Source organism: Pelagicoccus sp. SDUM812005, assembly GCF_031127875.1.
Classification (GTDB): domain Bacteria; phylum Verrucomicrobiota; class Verrucomicrobiia; order Opitutales; family Opitutaceae; genus Pelagicoccus.
Genome location: NZ_JARXIA010000019.1, coordinates 130,891 through 149,976, shown reverse-complemented (window position 1 = coordinate 149,976; position 19,086 = coordinate 130,891). Strand labels below are relative to the sequence as shown.

14 protein-coding genes are annotated in these 19,086 nt (G+C 55.9%); 5 read left to right on the top strand and 9 right to left on the bottom strand.

Annotated features, from left to right (window positions below):
* Positions 1-64: 64 nt before the first annotated feature.
* Positions 65-2,650, bottom strand: a complete 2,586-nt coding sequence (locus QEH57_RS19875; protein ID WP_309008539.1) for a LamG-like jellyroll fold domain-containing protein — start codon at positions 2,648-2,650, stop codon at positions 65-67.
* Between the two features lie 538 nt (positions 2,651-3,188).
* Here QEH57_RS19875 and QEH57_RS19870 point away from each other — a divergent pair.
* The gene (locus tag QEH57_RS19870) at positions 3,189-4,238 is read left to right on the top strand and encodes a LacI family DNA-binding transcriptional regulator (protein WP_309008538.1); all 1,050 of its coding nucleotides are present in this window, start codon (positions 3,189-3,191) and stop codon (positions 4,236-4,238) included.
* 9 nt (positions 4,239-4,247) lie between these two features.
* On the opposite strand, the gene QEH57_RS19865 is transcribed toward QEH57_RS19870, so the two are convergent.
* Both QEH57_RS19865 and QEH57_RS19860 read right to left on the bottom strand, forming a co-directional pair.
* Positions 4,248-5,642 (bottom strand): ATP-binding protein, encoded by a 1,395-nt coding sequence (locus tag QEH57_RS19865; RefSeq protein WP_309008537.1) that lies wholly within the window; start codon positions 5,640-5,642, stop codon positions 4,248-4,250.
* Positions 5,643-5,699: 57 nt separating this feature from the next.
* On the bottom strand, positions 5,700-6,368 hold the full coding sequence (locus QEH57_RS19860) for a response regulator transcription factor (protein WP_309008536.1): 669 nt from the start codon (positions 6,366-6,368) through the stop codon (positions 5,700-5,702).
* 120 nt (positions 6,369-6,488) lie between these two features.
* Between QEH57_RS19860 and QEH57_RS19855 the strand changes: the two genes are divergently transcribed.
* Positions 6,489-7,991, top strand: coding sequence for a c-type cytochrome (locus tag QEH57_RS19855; protein WP_309008535.1), 1,503 nt, complete (start codon positions 6,489-6,491; stop codon positions 7,989-7,991).
* 40 nt (positions 7,992-8,031) lie between these two features.
* Here the strand turns inward: QEH57_RS19855 and QEH57_RS19850 are convergent, their stop codons facing one another.
* From QEH57_RS19850 to QEH57_RS19840, 3 genes are read right to left on the bottom strand one after another with little or no spacing between them, the layout of a single operon-like run.
* Positions 8,032-9,507: a sulfatase-like hydrolase/transferase gene (locus QEH57_RS19850; protein ID WP_309008534.1), complete on the bottom strand. Its 1,476-nt coding sequence runs from the start codon at positions 9,505-9,507 to the stop codon at positions 8,032-8,034.
* Complete coding sequence (locus tag QEH57_RS19845; protein ID WP_309008533.1) at positions 9,497-11,095, bottom strand: arylsulfatase; 1,599 nt, start codon at positions 11,093-11,095, stop codon at positions 9,497-9,499. Before QEH57_RS19845 ends, QEH57_RS19850 begins: the two co-directional genes overlap by 11 nt.
* 22 nt (positions 11,096-11,117) lie before the next feature.
* On the bottom strand, positions 11,118-12,662 hold the full coding sequence (locus QEH57_RS19840) for a glycoside hydrolase family 172 protein (protein ID WP_343224822.1): 1,545 nt from the start codon (positions 12,660-12,662) through the stop codon (positions 11,118-11,120).
* Between the two features lie 268 nt (positions 12,663-12,930).
* Here QEH57_RS19840 and QEH57_RS19835 point away from each other — a divergent pair, with 268 nt between their 5' ends.
* Both QEH57_RS19835 and QEH57_RS19830 read left to right on the top strand, forming a co-directional pair.
* Complete coding sequence (locus tag QEH57_RS19835) at positions 12,931-14,904, top strand: histidine kinase (RefSeq protein WP_309008531.1); 1,974 nt, start codon at positions 12,931-12,933, stop codon at positions 14,902-14,904.
* Positions 14,905-14,917: 13 nt separating this feature from the next.
* Entirely contained in the window at positions 14,918-15,574 is a 657-nt protein-coding gene (locus QEH57_RS19830; protein ID WP_309008530.1) for a response regulator transcription factor, read from the top strand.
* A 13-nt stretch (positions 15,575-15,587) separates the two neighbouring features.
* Here QEH57_RS19830 and QEH57_RS19825 read toward each other — a convergent pair whose 3' ends face one another.
* The 3 genes from QEH57_RS19825 to QEH57_RS19815 all read right to left on the bottom strand — a co-directional run bounded on the left by QEH57_RS19825 (position 15,588) and on the right by QEH57_RS19815 (position 18,022).
* Positions 15,588-16,361: an SDR family oxidoreductase gene (locus tag QEH57_RS19825; protein WP_309008529.1), complete on the bottom strand. Its 774-nt coding sequence runs from the start codon at positions 16,359-16,361 to the stop codon at positions 15,588-15,590.
* A 61-nt stretch (positions 16,362-16,422) separates the two neighbouring features.
* A complete protein-coding gene (locus QEH57_RS19820) occupies positions 16,423-16,857 on the bottom strand; it encodes an RbsD/FucU family protein (protein WP_309008528.1) in 435 nt (144 codons plus the stop codon).
* Between the two features lie 67 nt (positions 16,858-16,924).
* Positions 16,925-18,022, bottom strand: a complete 1,098-nt coding sequence (locus QEH57_RS19815; RefSeq protein ID WP_309008527.1) for a GntR family transcriptional regulator — start codon at positions 18,020-18,022, stop codon at positions 16,925-16,927.
* Between the two features lie 150 nt (positions 18,023-18,172).
* Between QEH57_RS19815 and QEH57_RS19810 the strand changes: the two genes are divergently transcribed.
* Positions 18,173-19,066, top strand: a complete 894-nt coding sequence (locus tag QEH57_RS19810) for a carbohydrate kinase (RefSeq protein ID WP_309008526.1) — start codon at positions 18,173-18,175, stop codon at positions 19,064-19,066.
* Positions 19,067-19,086 lie beyond the last annotated feature (20 nt).

The window sequence follows — 19,086 nt, the reverse complement described above, 5'->3', positions numbered from 1 at the left end:
AGGTCTCCCCGCCCGCAGGCAGGGAGACCCTCGCAAACCATAAACGATACCTTAACTAAAAAAATCAGTAGCTATTGTAGAGCAAGCTAACATCCGAAGCGCTGAGCTCCGTCTTGAAGACCATTACCTCGTCCAGGCGGCCATCGTAGTAGTTGTTCGATATTCCGCTGCCGATAGACGCTGCTGAGATTCCTGTGATAGTCTTGGTTTTACCCATTCCACTGTGCCAAAGAGCGCCGTTCAGGTAGATATTCATATTACCTGTGGAAGCATTCTTGGTAAATACCCAGTGGTTCCATTGACCTTCAAACTCCGTGGAACTCGCTGTCTTATTAATGCGATCGTAGGAGCTACCCCCGTTGTTACCGGCATCCCAATAAACCTGGGAATTGCTCCAGGGCAGGTGAATGTTCAGGACACGATTACCAGAGGAGTTTTCAGCGTAAAAGACCGAGTCGTTGCGAGCTTGGGTGCTATCGCCAAAAACCCACATGGCTATTGAGATCTCGTTGAGAACATCGTCGAAGACGCTCGCCGGCACCGCCACCGTGTCGTCGACGCCATCAAAACGGAGCGCTGTGCCACCATTGACGCCGCTATCCACGGTCGCCCCCGCCACCAAAGCGGGATTGCTGTATCCAGAACTGTCCGGAACATGCGAACCGTACACGCCTCCGAAATCCCAGGAGCCTACCACGTCGCCTGCGTCCAAGGAAACGTTGCTGAACGTTCCCGTACAGAGGACACCGTCGTTGTGGGAAGTCACGCACAAGCCCATAGGGGCCGATTCATTCAGATCGATCGTAGCGCTAGCAAAGTTCGTCCAGCTCGTGCCATTGCTCGAGTAATAGCCTGTCACCGTGTTTCCACTACGCACAAGCCTCAGCCAGACAGCTCCCGTTATGGTAGTATCCTTAACGCTGGTCATCCCGCCGCTGTGCGTATCGCGCCACTGGAAGGAAATGCCCTGCGTGGGACGTCGAATGAAGGAGACCTGAGGTGATCCAGTACCCACGTGTTCGCGGATCATTACCCCGGCCTTGGCCCATCCGTTTGTGTTATCGACCGAGTCGACCTTTGCAGTGATGGTCGCATCCGAAGAGTTCACGTAGCGATAGGCGAACTGGAACTCGTCCGCGGAATTCCAGATATCGTTGCCCGAACCGACAACGGTGAAGACTCCGTTGGCGTAAGACGAGCTACCCGCAGCTCCAACGTCGCCAATGTCGTGGGCTGCCCAAGGCTCTGGCAGGGTTTGCAGACTAGCGCTGGTGATATTCGAACCGCTACCATTGTCGGTAAGCGGCCCTACCGACTGTCCTGTCGCTCCCGTGCTGTCGGAATGAATCACCAACGGGTAATGCGTAAGGTTATTAATTTCCACCGAGTTGGAGGTCAGGTTGTTCTGGGAAGGATTCGCGCCATTGAGCATACGAATCCCTTGGTAATCTCCTGAGACCATCACCTTCAGGTCAGGATTGTGCCTAAACTCGGTTCCCCGGAAGGTCAGATTGTGATTGCTTCCTCCGATATAGGCAACCGCTTGGGTACCGTTATAGAAATCCTCGCTCGGAGGTAGCAGCATAATGTCTGCAGTATAATTCTTGTCGGAGCTGTAAGCGTTCTTCAACAGCGGACCATAAACAATATCCGCTCCCGAAGTGCGGACAACCCCGGAACCGAGCGAAAAGCCATTTTCGCTGCCGATAACCATCGTACCCGAAACTTCTTTGGTACCGGTTGCATGAGCGAGAGTCACCCCGGTCCTCATGTTCTTAATCGTACAATCCCTCACCGTAACGTTGCTCGTCCCGCGTGAATATACGACGCCGTCGATCAAGGTCGTTCCGGCATTGTAAGCGCGAATCCCGCCTTCTCCTAGGCTCAACTTGTAGCCTGCGGGCAGGGTGTATCCCCATACGGTCTCGAAGGCGATATCGAACGCGGGGCCCGATGTTTCGGCCAACATATCGTCGGTCGTACGCATCTCCCCTTCTACATAACAGCCCTCGATAAGGGGTTCGTCTGCCGCCTGCATGAAAATGGCATGCCCGTAGGAGCGATGGATGATGATACAGTTCTTGATGTGGTTCTGGAATCCTCGAAGCAGCAAGGCGCTATGCTTGAAGTGCTTGATCGTATAGGGCCCACCTTTTCCGAAAACATCGCCATATCCATAGGGGTAGGATCCGCGCACCGTCATATGAAATCCTTCGATTAGATTCCCGGCGCCATCCACCACCAAACTAACGGCGCTTTTCTTAGGCCGAGTGTCTCCTAGGTCCTCCAAAGTCAGATTCTTCAATACGTTATTACTGCCGATCACCTGAATTTCGAAAACCTTTACGCTCCCGAAAGCCTGCAAGACATCCGTATCCATCTCGATCTTGGCATCGGTAAAATCATAGGTACTATTGTTACCGGAAAAGAGTAAAACCGCTGTCGACCCTAATTCGCTTACAGTATATCCGTAAGTCCCGTTGGTTATATCGGCGGCCGTGATCGAATAGGTTCCAGGAGCGAGCTTAACGTTCGCGTTATCGTCATCCAAGTACGGCAGCAAGGCTGGGAGCGAAGTTACCGTCGTCTGAGCGGCACCGGTTGCCGCTAGGCAAGAAACAGCCGCTACAAGCGACAGCTTCAGTCTCAAGTCATGAAGGAACGATTTCCTCCGAGGGGCACAGTTACAGTTTTTCATTTGGAGCAATGTACAATCTGCCGGCAAGTCCTGCGCAGTCCAATCGACAGCGACAGAGCCATGCCTAGGCGTATTCGTACTACGGCTACAGCGAGCTACGCCTCGTCGCAGTTCTCTTGCGACGGTCGCAGGCTGGCACGCAACCGCATTTATAGGGGGTTATGTTCTTTGGAGAAACGGGTGAACGTAGAGGGTATAAAACGGAATCAAACGCGGCAGCGAACAAAGTTCCCTGCGCCTTTCCGGATAATCAAAAGTGCATGCAACATCCTCACTTCTTCAACACCTATCGCCGTTACCCTGTTAAACCAAAAACGGAAGGTTCGGGTATCCAGTGTAAGCGCCTTTGTAGCTAACAATGCGCCGCCCTGCGTGCGACAACCTCATTGGTCCAACAGTCTCACGCTCTTCCCTCGCGCAAGCTCAAGATTCTCCCTTGGCCTCCCTAGCCTGCTAGCCACCCCGTCATACCCCAAACCTCAAAACAACTATGAAGGACACGCCTCCCAAACGCGTAACGCTTCGAGAAATCGCGCAAAAAGCAGGCTGCTCGCACGTCGCGGTATCCCTCGCCTTGAGAGATAGCCCCCGCATCTCGAAGAGCCGCAAGCTCCATATCCAAGACATCGCCGCGGAAATGGGATACCGGCCCGACCCCGTGCTGCGTCAACTCGTCAACTATCGCTACGCCGAAACCCGACAGCGCCTGCACTCCACCATCGGCTGGATCAACAATTGGGAGGACCCCAAGCACTTCTTCAAGTGCACCGAATTTCGCCGTTACTTCGAAGGAGCCCAGACAGCAGCCGAAAAGCTCGGCTACGATATAGAGCCCTTCAATATCCAAGAGCTCAAGGTCAGCTCGAAGCGACTGCGGGACATCATGCTGACCCGCGGAATACGCGGACTGATCGTGCCTCCCCAACCCTCCACCTTTCAAATACCGTCGGAAGGCTGGGACGATTTCTCGATCTTGCGCATCGGTTTCAACAGTCCGAACTCGAACCGGCATATCGTATGCACCGACCAATTCGAAGGTGGACGGATCGCAGCGCTCAGCATGCTGAAACACGGGTATAAGCGAATTGGATACATCGGATTCAAGGGAAAGGAAGAGCGCACGCGATACCATTTCCTCTCTGGATTCCAAACCCACCGAGACCTTCACGTTCCTAGCCACGATATCATTCCTCCACTTCTTCTCGAATCCGAAAACCCCGAACACGGGCGGGCGAGCTACCAGCAATGGCTCGAGCAAAACCGAATCGATGCCGTTTTCGTTTCGCACCCTTTGGTGCGGCAGTGGACTCAGGAGCTCGGCCTAGAGGTGGGCAAGCAGCTCGGCATGGCGGGAAGCAGCATCTACGACTCGGGCTTCGACTCCGGCCTTGACCAGCAGCCCTATGAGATCGGTGAAGTTGCGATGCAATTCCTATCCCGCCTCGTCGAGCACCAGGAATTCGGCGTACCCAAAATCCCACAACGTCTCCTTGTCTCTCCCACTTGGGTTAGCGGCTCCAGCTTGCAACGCGAAGCTTAGCCTCCCGCCTCACAAAACCACCTCGAACACCGTCCAGTCTCCGTCGGAACGCAGCAGAGCGAGTTCTCCGCCGTGCGCCTTTATAATCTCCCGCGTTAAGCTCAGCCCCAGTCCGGCTCCCTGCTGGCGCGAGCGATGGTGCGCATCCCTTCGATAGAAGCGATCGAAGATCCGTTCCCACTCCTCCTTCGGAATAGCCGGCCCTTCGTTGGCCACCCGCAGGCGACACTTTCCGTCCCTGCCCCTAGCGAGAGAAACCTCCACCGTGCCATCTTCCCATCCATACCTCAAGGCGTTCCCGCAAAGGTTCTGAACAGCTTGCTCGAGCAAGACGGGGTCGGCTGGCACCACGCATTCCGCTTCGGCTCGCAGGTGGATCCGTTCGCCGCCTGTAAGCGCGTTGCAGTCTTCAACCACGTTTGCCAGCATCTCATTCAAGCTGATCTCTTCGAGACCGAGCTGCAGACGACCGGCGTCCGACAAGGAAAGCAAAGTGAGCTTCTCCACGATCCCATTCAGCCGTCTCAGCTCGTCCAATATATTTGAATACGTAGCCTGCTCCTTCGATCCCGTTTTCGCTTCCTTGTGCGCCACCTCCAACTCCATCTGCAAGCGAGCCAAAGGCGTCTTCAATTCGTGCGAAGCATCCGCGCTGAACCGTCGGGCTTGCTCGAAGGAGGTTTCCAGGCGTGCCAGCATGTCGTTATAGATCCTCACCAATCGGCGAAACTCCTTCTCCTGTACATCTTCTTCAAGCCGCTGATCAAGCCCCTGGGCCGACAAGCCCTCCACTGCCGCCGTCAAGTCCTTTACGGGTTTCAGGGAGCGACTCGCCACGAGCCAAGCCCCCGAAAAGGCGAATAGGAGCGCCAAGGGAGCCACCCAGTAGTAACGCCGCTTCAATCCATCCATCCGGGCATCAAAGGAATCGATATCCACCGCTATCGCCAAGCTCCCATAATAATTGTCGAACATACCAAGCCGCCACCGCGCTCCATCCACGTATTCATCGCTGAATGACGACGCAACGACGGCCAAGGCTGGATTCTCGCTCGCAATCGGTTGCCCCTTATCCGGCAAGGGCGGAGCGTCCATCGACTCCTGCAGCGCATCCCAGTTCCGGAACTGCTCCGTCGGGTCCAAGGCCTCCGGCCAAGCGCTGGACACGTATCCATAGCGACCGCGTAATTGCATCCAGATACGAAAGCTTAAGGCGCTCTCGTCGTCCTTCGCCTGAAAACTAAGCGACTCGTCCAAGCGCTCCCAATGCGAGCGCCCGTAAACGCGTTGCAGGTTAGCCTGGGCGATCCGCAGCATATCGCGATCGAGACCATCCAACTGGAAACGGTAAGTGAGGTTCCAAAGAACCAAGCAGGAAGCTAGAACGATTCCCCCAGTGATCATCCCTGCGAGCGCCGCAATTTTAGTCCGGAACGAAAATGAAACTAGCGTATTCACTTTTCAACTCTCCTCCCGAATACGATACCCCACCCCGCGTACCGTTTCGATAATCTCGCCATCGCCAGCGAGCTTCTTACGCAACTTTTGAATATACACGTCGACGATATTGGTCCCCGGGTCGAAATGGTAATTCCAAACATGCTCGCAAATCTGCGCCCGCGAAAAAACACGCCCCGGCGAACGCATTAAGTACGAGAGCAAGGCGAACTCCCGCGCTGTCAATTCGATCGCCTCCTCACCGATCCGCACCTCGCGCGTCACAAGGTTCAAGCTCACTTCCCCATTGGACAAAATCGACTTACCGCTCCCTGTCGCACGACGCGTTACCACATGCAGGCGAGCCACCAACTCCTCCACATAAAACGGTTTCATCATGTAATCGTCCGCTCCGAGCTTCAGTCCATCGAGACGCTCGTTCAGACTGCCCCGGGCCGTCAGCACGATCACGGGCGTCCCGATATCCCTCTCGCGCAAGTTCCTCAAAATGCTCAAGCCATCACGTCCCGGCAGCATGATATCGAGCACCATCGCATCGTATTCCCGCGTCGTCGCCAAGGCATAACCGTCGTCCCCATCGCGACACAGGTCCACGACGAATCCCTCAGCCTCCAATCCCTTTTGGATAAAGCCCGACAGCTTCTCGTCATCTTCAACAACCAAGACCTTCATGCCCAGACCTTGAGCCAAGCCCAAACCGAGGCATCAGGCTAACCCAAAACCCCAAAATTAACGTTTATTAATTTAGACAAAGGGGCTGCTTTAACCCTTTGCCCCTAGCATACCCCAACTATGAAACTTATCCCTCTGCAGTTCGCGCTCCTCCTCCTTCTCAGCTCCTTGGCTCTGCAAGAATATTCCCTCTCCGCCCAAGAACGCGGCTTTAACGAGAACAGCCCCAAGCTCATGGGCCAAAGCAAGGGCAATGGCAAAGGAGGACGCAGCAACAACTGGAACGAGAGCGAGTACTCCGGCCGCCATTCCGCCAAGGACATCGAAATGGCCCTCTACTCCAAAGGTTTCGCTTGGCTCAGCGGCTCCCCCGCCGACAACGAAAAACTCTCCATCGGCAAGAACGCCCAATTCTTCGGCTTCGTCGCCGTACGCTACCAGAGCGGACGCGTCGCCAAACGCGGCGAACTGGGCCGCGCCTTCTATGAACTTGCCACTCCCGCGCAACGAGCCGTCATGCTAGAAGCCGTGAAGGCCGAAGCCGCTCCGCTCGCCGCCTGGTGGGAAACGCGCCGCAAGATCCTGCGCATGCTCGAGCATCATCTCTACACCGGCGAAGCGATCGACAGCGAAAAGACCGCCACTCTCGCTCGCGATTTCGGTTGGCTCAACGCAGAAGTCGCCCTGCACGAAGCTAGAGCCTATGCCGCCGTCGAAGACCTTCTGACCGAGGAGCAATGGAAAACCTTGCGGGCCCTACGCGAGGATCCCGCCCTCGCTGCGACAGCGAAGCGAGACAGAAGCCGCATCCGCGAGGAGGGTCTCGACCGCGAGCTCTCGGCCCAATACGAAGACTTGTTCGCCAAAGCCTTCACCTGGCTGACCGGAACAATGGCTGACAACGAAGTCATCCCCCTCGGACAACCCGCCCAATTCTTCGGCTTCGTATCCATCCGCCATAAAAGCGGCCACGGAGCCAATCGCGGCAAAATCTCCAAGCAGTTTCAGCAGGTCCTCAACGCCAAGCAGCAAAGCATCGTGCGGAAGGCCACTCAAGAACTCGTTCCCATCGTATCCGCCTTCAAGGCAAGGCGTCGCGAGCTGCTCCACGAAATGGACAAACTCCGCAAGGCCCCCGAAACCTTCAGCCTCGAGCGCTACAAATCGATAGCCACAGATCTTGGCCTGCTCGAGATCAAAGCTGCCATCGCTGAAGCCGAAGCCTACCAAAAGATTCGAGCTTCCCTGTCCGAAAAACAGGACAAGGCCATGATGGCCATCCGCTCCGAATACATCCTCGATTCAAAAACGATGGAAGCGATGGATACGCAGCAAAGAGGCGAAGCGCTCTACAACCTCTGCCAAAGCTGCCACGCCAATCCCCAGCTTGCCCCAACTTTGAAGAACATTTTCGACAGCCCGATCGCCAACCTTCGCGGCTACGACTATTCCGACGCCATGAAGCAGTCAGCCAAAGAGCACCGTAATTGGAACGAGGATACACTCGACGCGTTCCTCGCTGGTCCCAGCACGTTTACCCCCGGTACCAAGATGGGATTCCAAGGCCTTCTCAACGAAGCCGACCGCGACGCCATCATCGAATACCTTAAATCGCTCAACTAAACCTTGCCTCGACCGCGGCAGAACTGGTCTCTTACGCCGCTCACTCCGACTTCGCCTTGTAATGCTGGCTGCCGATCAACCAATCGTAGTCAGCATACTGATACGCATTCTTATCGGGAGTCTGCCACAGGTCCGGAGCATTTCCCTCGTTCCATTCCAACCACCGAGCAAGCATGGCCTGCACCCGCTCCGGTTGCGCTTCCGCAAGGTCGTTGGTTTCTGCCAAGTCTTCCCTAAGATGATATAACTCCGGTTTTCCCTTTTCTTTGATCAGCAGCTTGAAATCGCCCTCGCGCACCACTCCCTCAGGCCTCGCCCCTTTGGCCGTGTGCCAAAACCAGCGCTCATGCGGAGCCTCGCTCGTTTCTTGCATCAAGTACGGCCGGATGTCCTTGCCGTGAAGTCCGGAGGATTCCGGATCCCCGCCTGCCATGGCGAGCGAAGTGGCTCCGATATCCAAGGAAGTGACCATCTCTTCCAGCACTACGCCTTCGGCCGCCATGCCGGGCCACTTCACGATCATCGGAACCCGCAAGCCCCCTTCGTAGGCGTTGCCCTTGCTCCCTCTGAGCGGACGGTTGTCGCTAGTCCGCACCATGCCGCCGTTATCGCTCAAAAACCACACCACCGTGTTTTCGCTGAGCCCCAGCTCCTCGAGCTTCGCCAAGAGGTTCCCCACGCCTTGATCCAACTCATATACCATCGCGCCGTAAACCGAGCGCGCCTCCGGCTTGACCCCCGGTACCTTCGTCATCGATTCCGGCGGAAACTTTGCGATCGTCTCTACCGGAGCCTCCAGATCCAGATGCGGAGCATTGTAGGACATGAACAAGAAGAACGGCTTTTCCCGATTTTTCTCCAAAAAACGGATACCGGCAGCCGTCAGCTCGTGCGTCAGGTAACCCTCTCGCTTCACCGGTTCCCTGTTATGGATCAGTGGCAAGGTGTGGTGGATATCCCGCCACTTCGCGGGCCGTTCCAATGGATTATACTTTTCCTTGTAGGAAGGATGATCCAAGGGGAAATACATCAAACCGCCGCTCAAGAAACCAAACCAATCGTCGAAACCCATCGCATTCGGATGCTGCTCGTCCGTGGTGCCCATATGCCACTTGCCAACGCCTCCTGTCACATAGCCCTGCTTCTGCAATAAGCTAGCTATCGTCTCAATCTTAGGCAGTCCCTGATCCGGATCCAGCGGCGAGGTTTGATTCTTATAATACCCAAAAGTCGATTGATTCCTCCCGGTCAAGAACCCAGCCCGCGAGGGCCCGCACATCGGCCACGTCACATAGGCAGAGGTGAAACGCGCTCCTTCCTCCGCAAGCCGATCGATATTCGGAGTCGGAATATCCTCGCAGCCATAACTGCCCAAATCGCCATAGCCAAGGTCATCCGCCATGATGACGACGATGTTTGGCTTGCCTTCCTCGGCCTGGCCCGAAGCGGCAAGAAGCGCCCAGGCAAGCCAGCAAACGGTAAGCTTAAGTCCCAATGATTTGTGCCTAATTTTCATTCTTTTTCGGGTTCGAAGCAATCGGGTTGTACGTATCCAGAAGGGCAGACAATTGCCGGACTACCTCTGGATACTCATGGTAAAGGTTTTTCGTCTGCCCAAGGTCCTTCTCCAAGTCGTACAGTTGGGCGGAGGGCGCCGACTCCTTCACGAAGCCATCTAAGACATCCGAGTTCTCGTCTCCGGTAAACGGCAACGACCTCGGCCCCGACATAATATGGCTCCCTGGTTTACCGTTCCAACCCGAGGATCCTCGGCCGGCCAAATAAGCCCACTTGCCTTTCCGCAAAACGAGGAAATCCTTCTTCAAGGGAGTGCAAACGAGATGGTCACGGATCGGCTCCAGAGGATTTCCAGTCAAGGCCTCAGATATATCCACTCCATCAGCAAAGCCGTCCTGCGGCAGTTCCTCGCCGGTAATCGCAGCCAAAGTCGCCATCAAATCAATCGAACCAATCAACTGGTCCGAAACTGTATTCGCTGGGATATGACCCGGCCACTTCGCTAGGAACGGCACTCGATGCCCGCCTTCCCATCCATCGCTCTTGAAGCCCAACAAGGGCCCGTTCATGCGATGGCCAAACTCGCGGAACGCTTTTTGTCCAGTCGCGTTCAACATAGCGCCGTTGTCCGCCGTGAAAATAACCAGGGTATCGTCCTCCAAGCCCTCCGCTTCCAGCTTATCCAGAATCATGCCGACAATGTGATCCAGCTCGTGAAGAAAGTCGCCATAGACTCCGGCCTCGCTGCTCCCCTGAAATTGCGGGGCAGGCGTAAAGGGATGATGAATATGCGTCGACGAAAATATCAGAAAAAACGGATCCTCCTTACTCGCATCGATCCACTCGATCGCCTTCTCGGCCAAATGCAGGCCGACCTCGTGGTCCTTGTAGAGGGCGTGGGCCGACTTCGATCCGCCGATGTGATCCAGCCTCACTTTCTCAGGGTGCTTTTCCGTGTACCCCTGTTCCCCTGCGTCTTTATTATAGTCGAAGGGATCATAGTCCGGCGAATCCGCATCATACACATGCCCAACGACACGGTGGTTCTCTACGTAAACGAAAGGGGGATGACTGTTCACGGTCGGAACTCCATAATAGTAGTCGAAGCCAAGCTCAAGCGGTCCGGGTTTCAGCGGGGCATTCCAATCGACGGGCGCCTTGTCCTGAAAGCCGAGGTGCCATTTCCCAACGATCCCCGTTCGATATCCCGCTCCCTGCATCAGATCCGCGATCGTAAACCGATCCTCGGGAATAACGAGCGGGCTTCTTAGAAAAATGGGTGAATAGATATTCTTCCGAAACGGATACTCTCCCGTCATCAACGCGAATCGGGAGGGAGTGCAAACCGCTGAAGGAGAGTGAGCATCTGTAAACCTTCTGCCCTCGCTCGCCAAGCTGTCGATATTGGGCGTCCTTACCTTGGTGGCCCCATAGCAGCTGAGATCCCCGTAGCCAAGGTCATCCGCGTAGATGATGACAACATTCGGCAGCCGAGGGGAATCTTGATTCGTCCTCTCTTCCGCAAAGACAGCGCTCGCTGCGAACGACAGCAGCGCGCTGGCAGTTAAGAAACGGGGTAGCTTCATAATCAGGGTAGTTTGGATTCCATTATTTCATCTCGTCAGGAAGCGGAGGCACGTTGCGGACTTCTTGCGGCTCGGGCTTGCGGTTGGACGCCGTATCCGCAAATCCATACCAATAGACGCCTACGCCATAACCCATCTCGCAATCCGTACCTGACCAAACCTCCATATCGAGCTGGAGCGAACTGCCAAAGGGCATCGTATCAAGCATGCGGGTACGGGTTTCAACGCTGTAGCCCATGGTATTGCGCTCGTTGGAATCCGTCTTTCGGTTCAGCTTGTTATATTTGTGGGCCAACGGCTGAGCGTGGAAGGGGTGCTCGTAGAAGTCAGTGCTGCGACCGCCCCAGGAATACGCATAGTAGTCTTCCGTCCCCGTGCCGAAGATAGACGGAAAGTCCTCTCCATCGACGAATATCTTTTCATCCCCCTCTCCCCACCACTTCGCGACAGGATTCATAATCGTCAAGGTATCGCCCACATACACGCCTCGTCCCTCGGTCGTCACGTAGTTCCAATCGGAAAACGGACGCGTCGGTACCGGATACTGTCCCCGCCATTCCGCATGAAAGTACATGGAACGCTCGTCCCATTGCCAGTCGCCCACGGTCGCCTCCAGTTCTACGGATACCGCTTCGTCGCTAAGATTCACCACGCTGACCGTAGCGCTTTTCCGATAAGGCATCACCCAACGCGCCCTCAGGCTTCCGTCTTCCGCAACGGTGCGAAACCAACCTTGAAAAGGATTCAGCCCGATGCCCGAACCAAAGAAATCGCCCAGCGGACACCATACCGTATCCTTGCCATCGAAACTCATCTTGAGCACCACCTTTCGCATCACCTCAGGATCTTCGTAGCTGCCTAGCTTCACCGAAAGCTCTCGCACCGCAGCGACCCCGCGCGGTAGCTTGAGGCTCTTTTCCGCATCGGGAGCGAGCGTCTTGCGAAAGCGAACGGTCTTCCCGGAGGCTTCAGCCTTGGGATGCAGTAGCGTCTTGCAAACTTCCTCGACCAGCGGCGCCGCTGCCTCAAAGTCATCCATCGTGAAACTCTTAACCGCTACCTCGTCCTGATATTCCCGATACGTGAACTGATAGAAAAACGGCAGCTCGGAAACCGTCACCTTGCAGCTCTTAGCGTAGGGAATCGGGAAAAAGGAAACTGCTGACCGCAACGACTCATGGGCCAGCGGAAACGGAATCATCCCCTTGCCTTGAAACAGCTCGAACTGGTTGCCCTCGATCACCGGCTCCGACGCCCCATCCACGTAGATGCGCAATATTGTAGTCGTCTCTCCGGATTTTTGGTTTCGCCAAGGCATCCAGCTTCTCACGATGGCGCCCGGCCCCTCGTCTTCCATAATCACCCATTCGGTGCGGCCATCGTTCTCTTCCGTGCGAATGAAGCGCCCGGTTTGCTTCGATCCATTGTTAAAGTCCCGATTGGCAAACCAGCCCGTCGGCTCCATCTTCGGGGCCTCGGGCGTCACCGATTCCCGGTTGTAGCTGCTGTCTTGCTTCAAGCGAAAGTCATGCTGCGGAAACCTGGCAACCGCGTCTCGGTCCAGCATTTCTCGCAAAAGCGATTCAATGCTCACCGGCTCGCGCTCAGCGGCGTTCGTTAGGCTCGCTCCCGCGGCAAGGAGGGAAGCGAACAGGAGGATGACTTTCGATCGATTGGTTTTTCTCATATCCAAGGGGCTTTAAGGAAATAGGTTCGGAGCCGGCGAGTCCGCCGAGACGTTTTAAGTGGCAGTATACCCGACATCCGCCATCCTGTCTGTCTACCGTTTGATAGACAGACTCCTTTTCCCAAACGCTGTAAACTCTGCCTACCGAATGCGCCACACGCTCACACTCATCAAAATCCTCCTCCTGGCGGGATGGCTCACCTCCCCATCGACCGCCCAGCCGATCCATCAACGATCCCTCGGGCAACTGGAAGAGCGTTTGGCGAACATCGACTCCGAACGCTCCCAACTCGCCTACCTCACCCTACGCAGCGGCGTCGGCAGCCTGGGTTGGCAATCGCAACTCCATTCCGAGGCGGACCATACGGAGTGGGCCCGCATCGACTTCTCCCAGCCGCAGACCATCGAGCAAGTCACCCTCGTCCCCATCCTTTGGCGAAACACGCAAACCGGCATCCAAGCCGACGGCTTCCCTACCCGATTTCAAGTAGTCGCCGGCGATAGCGAGGAGTCGACCGGAACCGTCCTCGCCAGCTTCGACGACCCCAGCGAGCTCCTGCCTCGTACCGCGCCTCTCGTCATTCCCCTCCCTCCCACAACCGCCAAATGGATACGCGTCGAAGCAAGCGAACTGTCGCCCCGCGCCCTCGATGGGAAATTCCTTTTCCAATTGTCCGAAATCCTAGCATTCAGCGGCGAAGACAACGTAGCCCTCCACCAATCCGTCACCGTTTCCAGCTCGGAGAAGCGACGCGTCCAACGGTCGATTCCCGCGAAGACGCTCGTCGACGGCGTTACCCCTTACCTTATCAATTCCCCCCAGCTTCCGGGCAGCACCGCCTACGTCGCTTTCTACCACACCGGCCCCCAAGCAAGCCTCACCCTAGATCTCAAAAAATCCGTTCCCATAAATCGAATACACCTCCATGCCGCCGACCTCAGCGAAAACATTCCACAAGTCCATCACTCCGACTACGGCATTCCCAAACACCTCATAATCGAAGGCTCCACCCGTCCGGACTTCGCCGATCCAATTCCCCTAGTCGAGTACGAGCGCGATACGATCTACGACGGAGGGCCAACCCTGGCTTGGCGCTTCCCCGAAACGAACTGCCGGTATATCCGTATAACGGCTATCGATGGATACAAGGCTCCCGAGGCCCAAGAACGTTGGCGCTGCATAGGCTTCGCCGAAATCGAGGTCTTCTCCGGCGGCGCCAACGTAGCCCTCGGCACCCCCGTCCACCTCAACCTGCAGCCACCCAGCCAAGAAGGCTCGCTCGCGTCCCTTACCGACGGACGAAACCACTTCGGAACCATCCTCCCCGTGCGGGAGTGGATGGAACAACTCGCCCGCCGCCACGACCTCGAGAGAGAACGCCCCCTCGTCGAAGCGGAACGCGACAAACGCTACGCCCGCCAGAAGACCATGCTCAGAATTATGAGCTGGATCGCGGCCGCTCTCGCCGTCGCTATCGTCATCAGCATGCTCCTCAACCGTATCTTTCACCTGCGCCGAACCGCCCAGCTAAAGGAACGCTTCGCCGCTGACCTGCACGACGAACTCGGGGCAGACCTGCATACCATCGGACTGCTCAGCGACCTCGCCCAAAGCTCCCGAGACGATCCCCAGAAACTGGATACCTACCTTCAACAGATCCGTTCCGCGACCGAAGAAACGGGAACCGCCGTGCGTCACCTAGCCGACATGCAATCCGCGACCCCTTACCCCAATCTCGAAACCACCATGAAGCAGATAGCAAACCGCGTGGTCGTGCACCTTCAGCATGAGCTATCCATCCAGGGCGAAGATCAATTCGACCAACTTCCCGCAGGCGCGCGCTCCGACCTGATCCTTTTCTACAAAGAATGCCTCATCAACATCTGCCGCCACTCGGAAGCCACGAAACTAAGAACCACCCTAGCAGCCAAAGGCAGAACGATCCATCTCGCAATCAGCGATAACGGGCAAGGCATTACCGACAACGACTCCACCCAAGTTCCCAAGTCTCTGCAGCGTCGCGCTAAACTCCTCGGCGGCAAGGTAACCGTCGAAACCTCCGCCATCACTGGCACCACCATCCACCTAAAACTCCGCCAACGCAGATTCGGAATCCGTTAGACATTTTAGCTACATGAAAACTTCGACTAAGATCGTTCTCGTTGAAGACCATCCGCGCTACCGAAAGGTCATCGAAATGGCACTACAAGCAGAAGCGGACTTCGAACTCGTCAACATGTTCGGGGCAGCCGAGGTCGCTTTGCGAAACCTTGAAAAAGCCTTACCCACGGAGCACCCCGACATCATCCTCCTAGACCTAAACCTACCGGGCATGAACGGACTGGAAGCAATTCCCTACTTCAAGACCGCCACCCCGAAAACGAAAATCATCATCCTCACCCAATCCGACAAGCAGGAGGACGTCCTGCAGGCCATTCGCTTAGGAGCCTCCGGATACCTCCTCAAGTCCTCGACCGTCGGCCAAATCAAAGACGGTATCCAAACCGTCACCACAGGTGGAGCTTCCCTCGACGGCAAGATCGCTCAGTACATTCTCGGCGAGCTCAAGCAACAACCCGCCAAGCTCGAAATCGAAAAGCCCCTTTCCGACCGAGAGCTCGAAATCCTCACCCTACTAGCCGAAGGCCTCGTGAAAAAAGAAATCGGCGACAAGCTTGGCATCGCTTACGGCAGCGTCGCCACCTACATCCGCCGCATCTACGAAAAGCTCAACGTCCTCAACGCACCCGCCGCTGTCAACAAAGCCCATCGGCTCGGACTTTTCGAGTAATTCGGAAACACCCTCAAACCACCGCAGTCAAGCCGCCGTCGACAAAGATGGTCTGCCCGTTCACGTAGTTGGATGCTGGTGACGCTAAAAAGATGGCCAATCCCTTCAAATCGTCCGGCACTCCCCAACGTCCGCTTGGCGTCCGGTTCACCAGCCAATTATTGAACTCAGGGTTCTCGATCAAAGGCTTCGTCATTTCCGTATCGAAATATCCAGGACCAATACCGTTCGCCTGAATATTGTGCGTCGCCCATTCGGCTGTCATGGAACGGGTCAACATCTGGATGGCGCCCTTTGCCGCCGCGTAGTTGGCGATCGACTTGCGGGCGAGCTCGCTCATCAGCGAATGGATATTGATAATCTTTCCGCCCCCTTTCTCGATCATCCCAGGAGCCACCGCCTTGCCGAGCATGAAGGCAGCCGTCACGTTGGTATCGAGCACCAGCTTGAAATCCGAGGGCGGCATATCGAGCATCAGGTTGCGCCGATGAATGCCCGCGTTGTTGACGAGAATATCCACTCCGCCGTGATTTGCGGAAATGTCAGCGACCGCCTTGGTGATCGCGGTCTCGTCCATCACGTCAAATACAGCCGCATCCGCCTTCAATCCCTTTTCCTCAAAAGCTTGCACCGCCGCTTTCACGCCCGATTCGGAACGGCCATTCAGCACCACCAGCGCTCCCGCTTCCGCCAAGGCCTCCGCGATACTCAAGCCCAAGCCTCGGTATCCGCCTGTCACCAGAGCCACCTTACCTTCCAACGAAAACAGAGCTTTTAATGTATTCATACTTTCAACACGAACAGTAGACAGATATTTCCAATACCTTGCAGCGTGCTAGGTCTCGCTGTTAAAATCCGCTCTCTTCCGCCATCTTAACGACGCCGACCGTTAGGATAAGATTCGCAAATCGACGCTGCTCGCCGGTCTGGACAATCAAAGTCGTCGCGGGCTCGCGGATCTTGTCGTAGAAGGCCCAGCGCTCCATCTCCTCCCAGGTTACATCGCCGAGAAGCCGCTTGTATTCCTCATGGATCTCCGCGTTCGCCTCCGCAGGCTTCTGCATCACAGTAGCCCCTTGGATCGGGCAAACCGATAGGATTCCCTTCAGCACCGTGCAGGCATCGAGCAGCCCTGGCAGGAAGTTCATGTGAACCGTCGTCGAATTCGGCCCGTTCATGGCCCCCACCGGCAGATTGCCGTCAGCAATCACGACTTGCGCGAAATGCCCCGAGCGGGCCAAGGCTTCCAGAATTTGCGGATGTATAACAGGTGTCGTAAGCATGGTCCAAGCTCTAACACCCCAGCTCCACCAAACAATCAGAAAGCGCTGAATCCCTCGCTTCGCTTAACTATTTCTTAGCAGGGGCCGACGACGAACTGCGGACGATGATGCTTCCAGTGAGAGCGATGCGACAGTAGGGGCTTTGCGGGTTCTTAATGCGATTGAGCATCACCCGAGCAGCGACCTTGCCGATATCGACACAGGGTTGATGGTAGCTGGTCAAAGGTACCGAAAGCAGCGACGCGTACTTCACGTCGTCAAACCCGCAAACCTTAACCTTGGATGGGATCTCCGCCCCTAGGTCGATCAAAGCCCGCAACAAAGGAGCAGCCGTCACGTCATTAGCGCAGATCACGCCGTCAACCTTGTCTTTTATCAGCTGCTTAGCCGTTTTCTCAGGCTGGTCTACCACTAGATTAACGTCCTTTAAGTCCCGTCCTCTCCGACCATTGTGGACCAGAGCCTCACGGCTCCCGATGCGGCGCAGCTCCACCGTCATGGCCGCGTCCGGCGCCGACACGAATGCCAGATTCCGGCAGCCATTCTCGATCAAGTGCCCGCACATAACATAGCCCGCCTCGATGTTATCGATTCCAACCAAGTCATGGGGCGTCTGCCGCGGCCAAGCATAAACATCGCGATCCAACAAGACCACCTCGATCCCCTTTTCCCGCAGACGGCGAATGATCTTCAGGTTAAAATCCTGCTGACAAGGGATGTGCTCGATCGGAGTGAAGAAGACGCCGTGCACCTTTTCCTCGATGAAGCGTTCCGTCAAGGTCTCCGCCATCGTCCTCGGATCGAGCTTCAAGCTCAATTCCGTCGGTCGCACAATACGCATCGCCTCCATTCCAGCGCTCTCTATTAAACTCGCGCAGATCGGATCGAAGATCTCGATTTCCTGCAACTGCGGGATCAACAGCCCTACCTTTAGGGCAGACTTGCCCGGCCCGAGCACCTGAGTGCCAAAGCCGGAGCGGCGGTGGACCAGCTTTTCCTTCACCAGCAGATTGAGCGCTTTCGCTACGGTGGGCCGCGAAACCTTATACCTTTCGCACAGTTCCGCCTCCGTCGGTAACATATCCCCGGCAACGTATTGCTGCTTTCGAATGGAAGACGAAAGTTCCTCATAAAGCCGCAAGTACCTTGATTTAGAATGACTCATACACACTTTGTCATTTATTTGTAATCCTTTTGCAAGCGTTCTTTTGCCTTTTGGTTTCACTTTTTTAGCAGAACGGAGAGGCTTCAATCGTCGCTTCGCTCCAGCAAGCACCGCCCCCCCCAAGAAAACGCAGCCCCTTCCTTCCCCCCCATGCTCGAACAGTTTACAGTAGCCGGTATCGGAGAACTCCTTTGGGATATCTTTCCAAACCACAAGCGCCTCGGCGGCGCCCCGGCTAATTTCGCCCACCACACGCAACAACTGGGAGCAACCGCCTTTGCCGTGAGCTGTATCGGCATGGATGAGCTCGGCACGGAGATAAAGGCGCAACTTGAAAAACTCGGACTGGCCGGCGCCTACGTGAAGGAGAGCTCAAAGTACCCTACCGGCAAGGTCGATGTCGTACTAAAAGCCGGCAAACCAACCTACCAGATTCACGAACACGTCGCTTGGGACCACATCCCCTTCTCTCCCGAAATAAAAGATCTCGCCGGAAGTTTGCACGCCGCTTGTTTCGGCTCCCTCTCGCAAAGATCCTCTGTATCTAAAAAAACGATACATTCCTTCATTCGCCAAATGCGAGATGACAGCTTGCGCATTTTCGACGTCAACCTGCGCCCTCCGTTCTATTCCCAAGAAACGCTTTCCGAATCGCTAGACTTGGCTAACATCCTGAAGCTAAGCGACGAAGAGCTTCCCGTGCTAGCTGACTTGTTCGGCCTCCGTGGCAACGTAGAAAAACAGCTCCGACAACTGATCGAACGGTACGACCTGCGCCTTATCGCCTATACACGCGGCCCCCACGGCAGCCTATTGCTCGGACCAGGCGAAAGCAGCGACTTTGCAGGATGCGAAGGTCCCGTCCTCGACACTGTAGGCGCCGGCGATTCCTTTACGGCAACCCTATGCATGGGACTGCTCCTCGGCAAGCCACTCGACAAGGTCAACCAGTTCGCGAACGAAGTCGCAGCCTACGTATGCACCCAAATGGGAGCCACCCCAGAACTCCCGGCTAACCTGACCGGCAAGCGAGCCTTCGCTTAAACATACAATACCTCACTTTA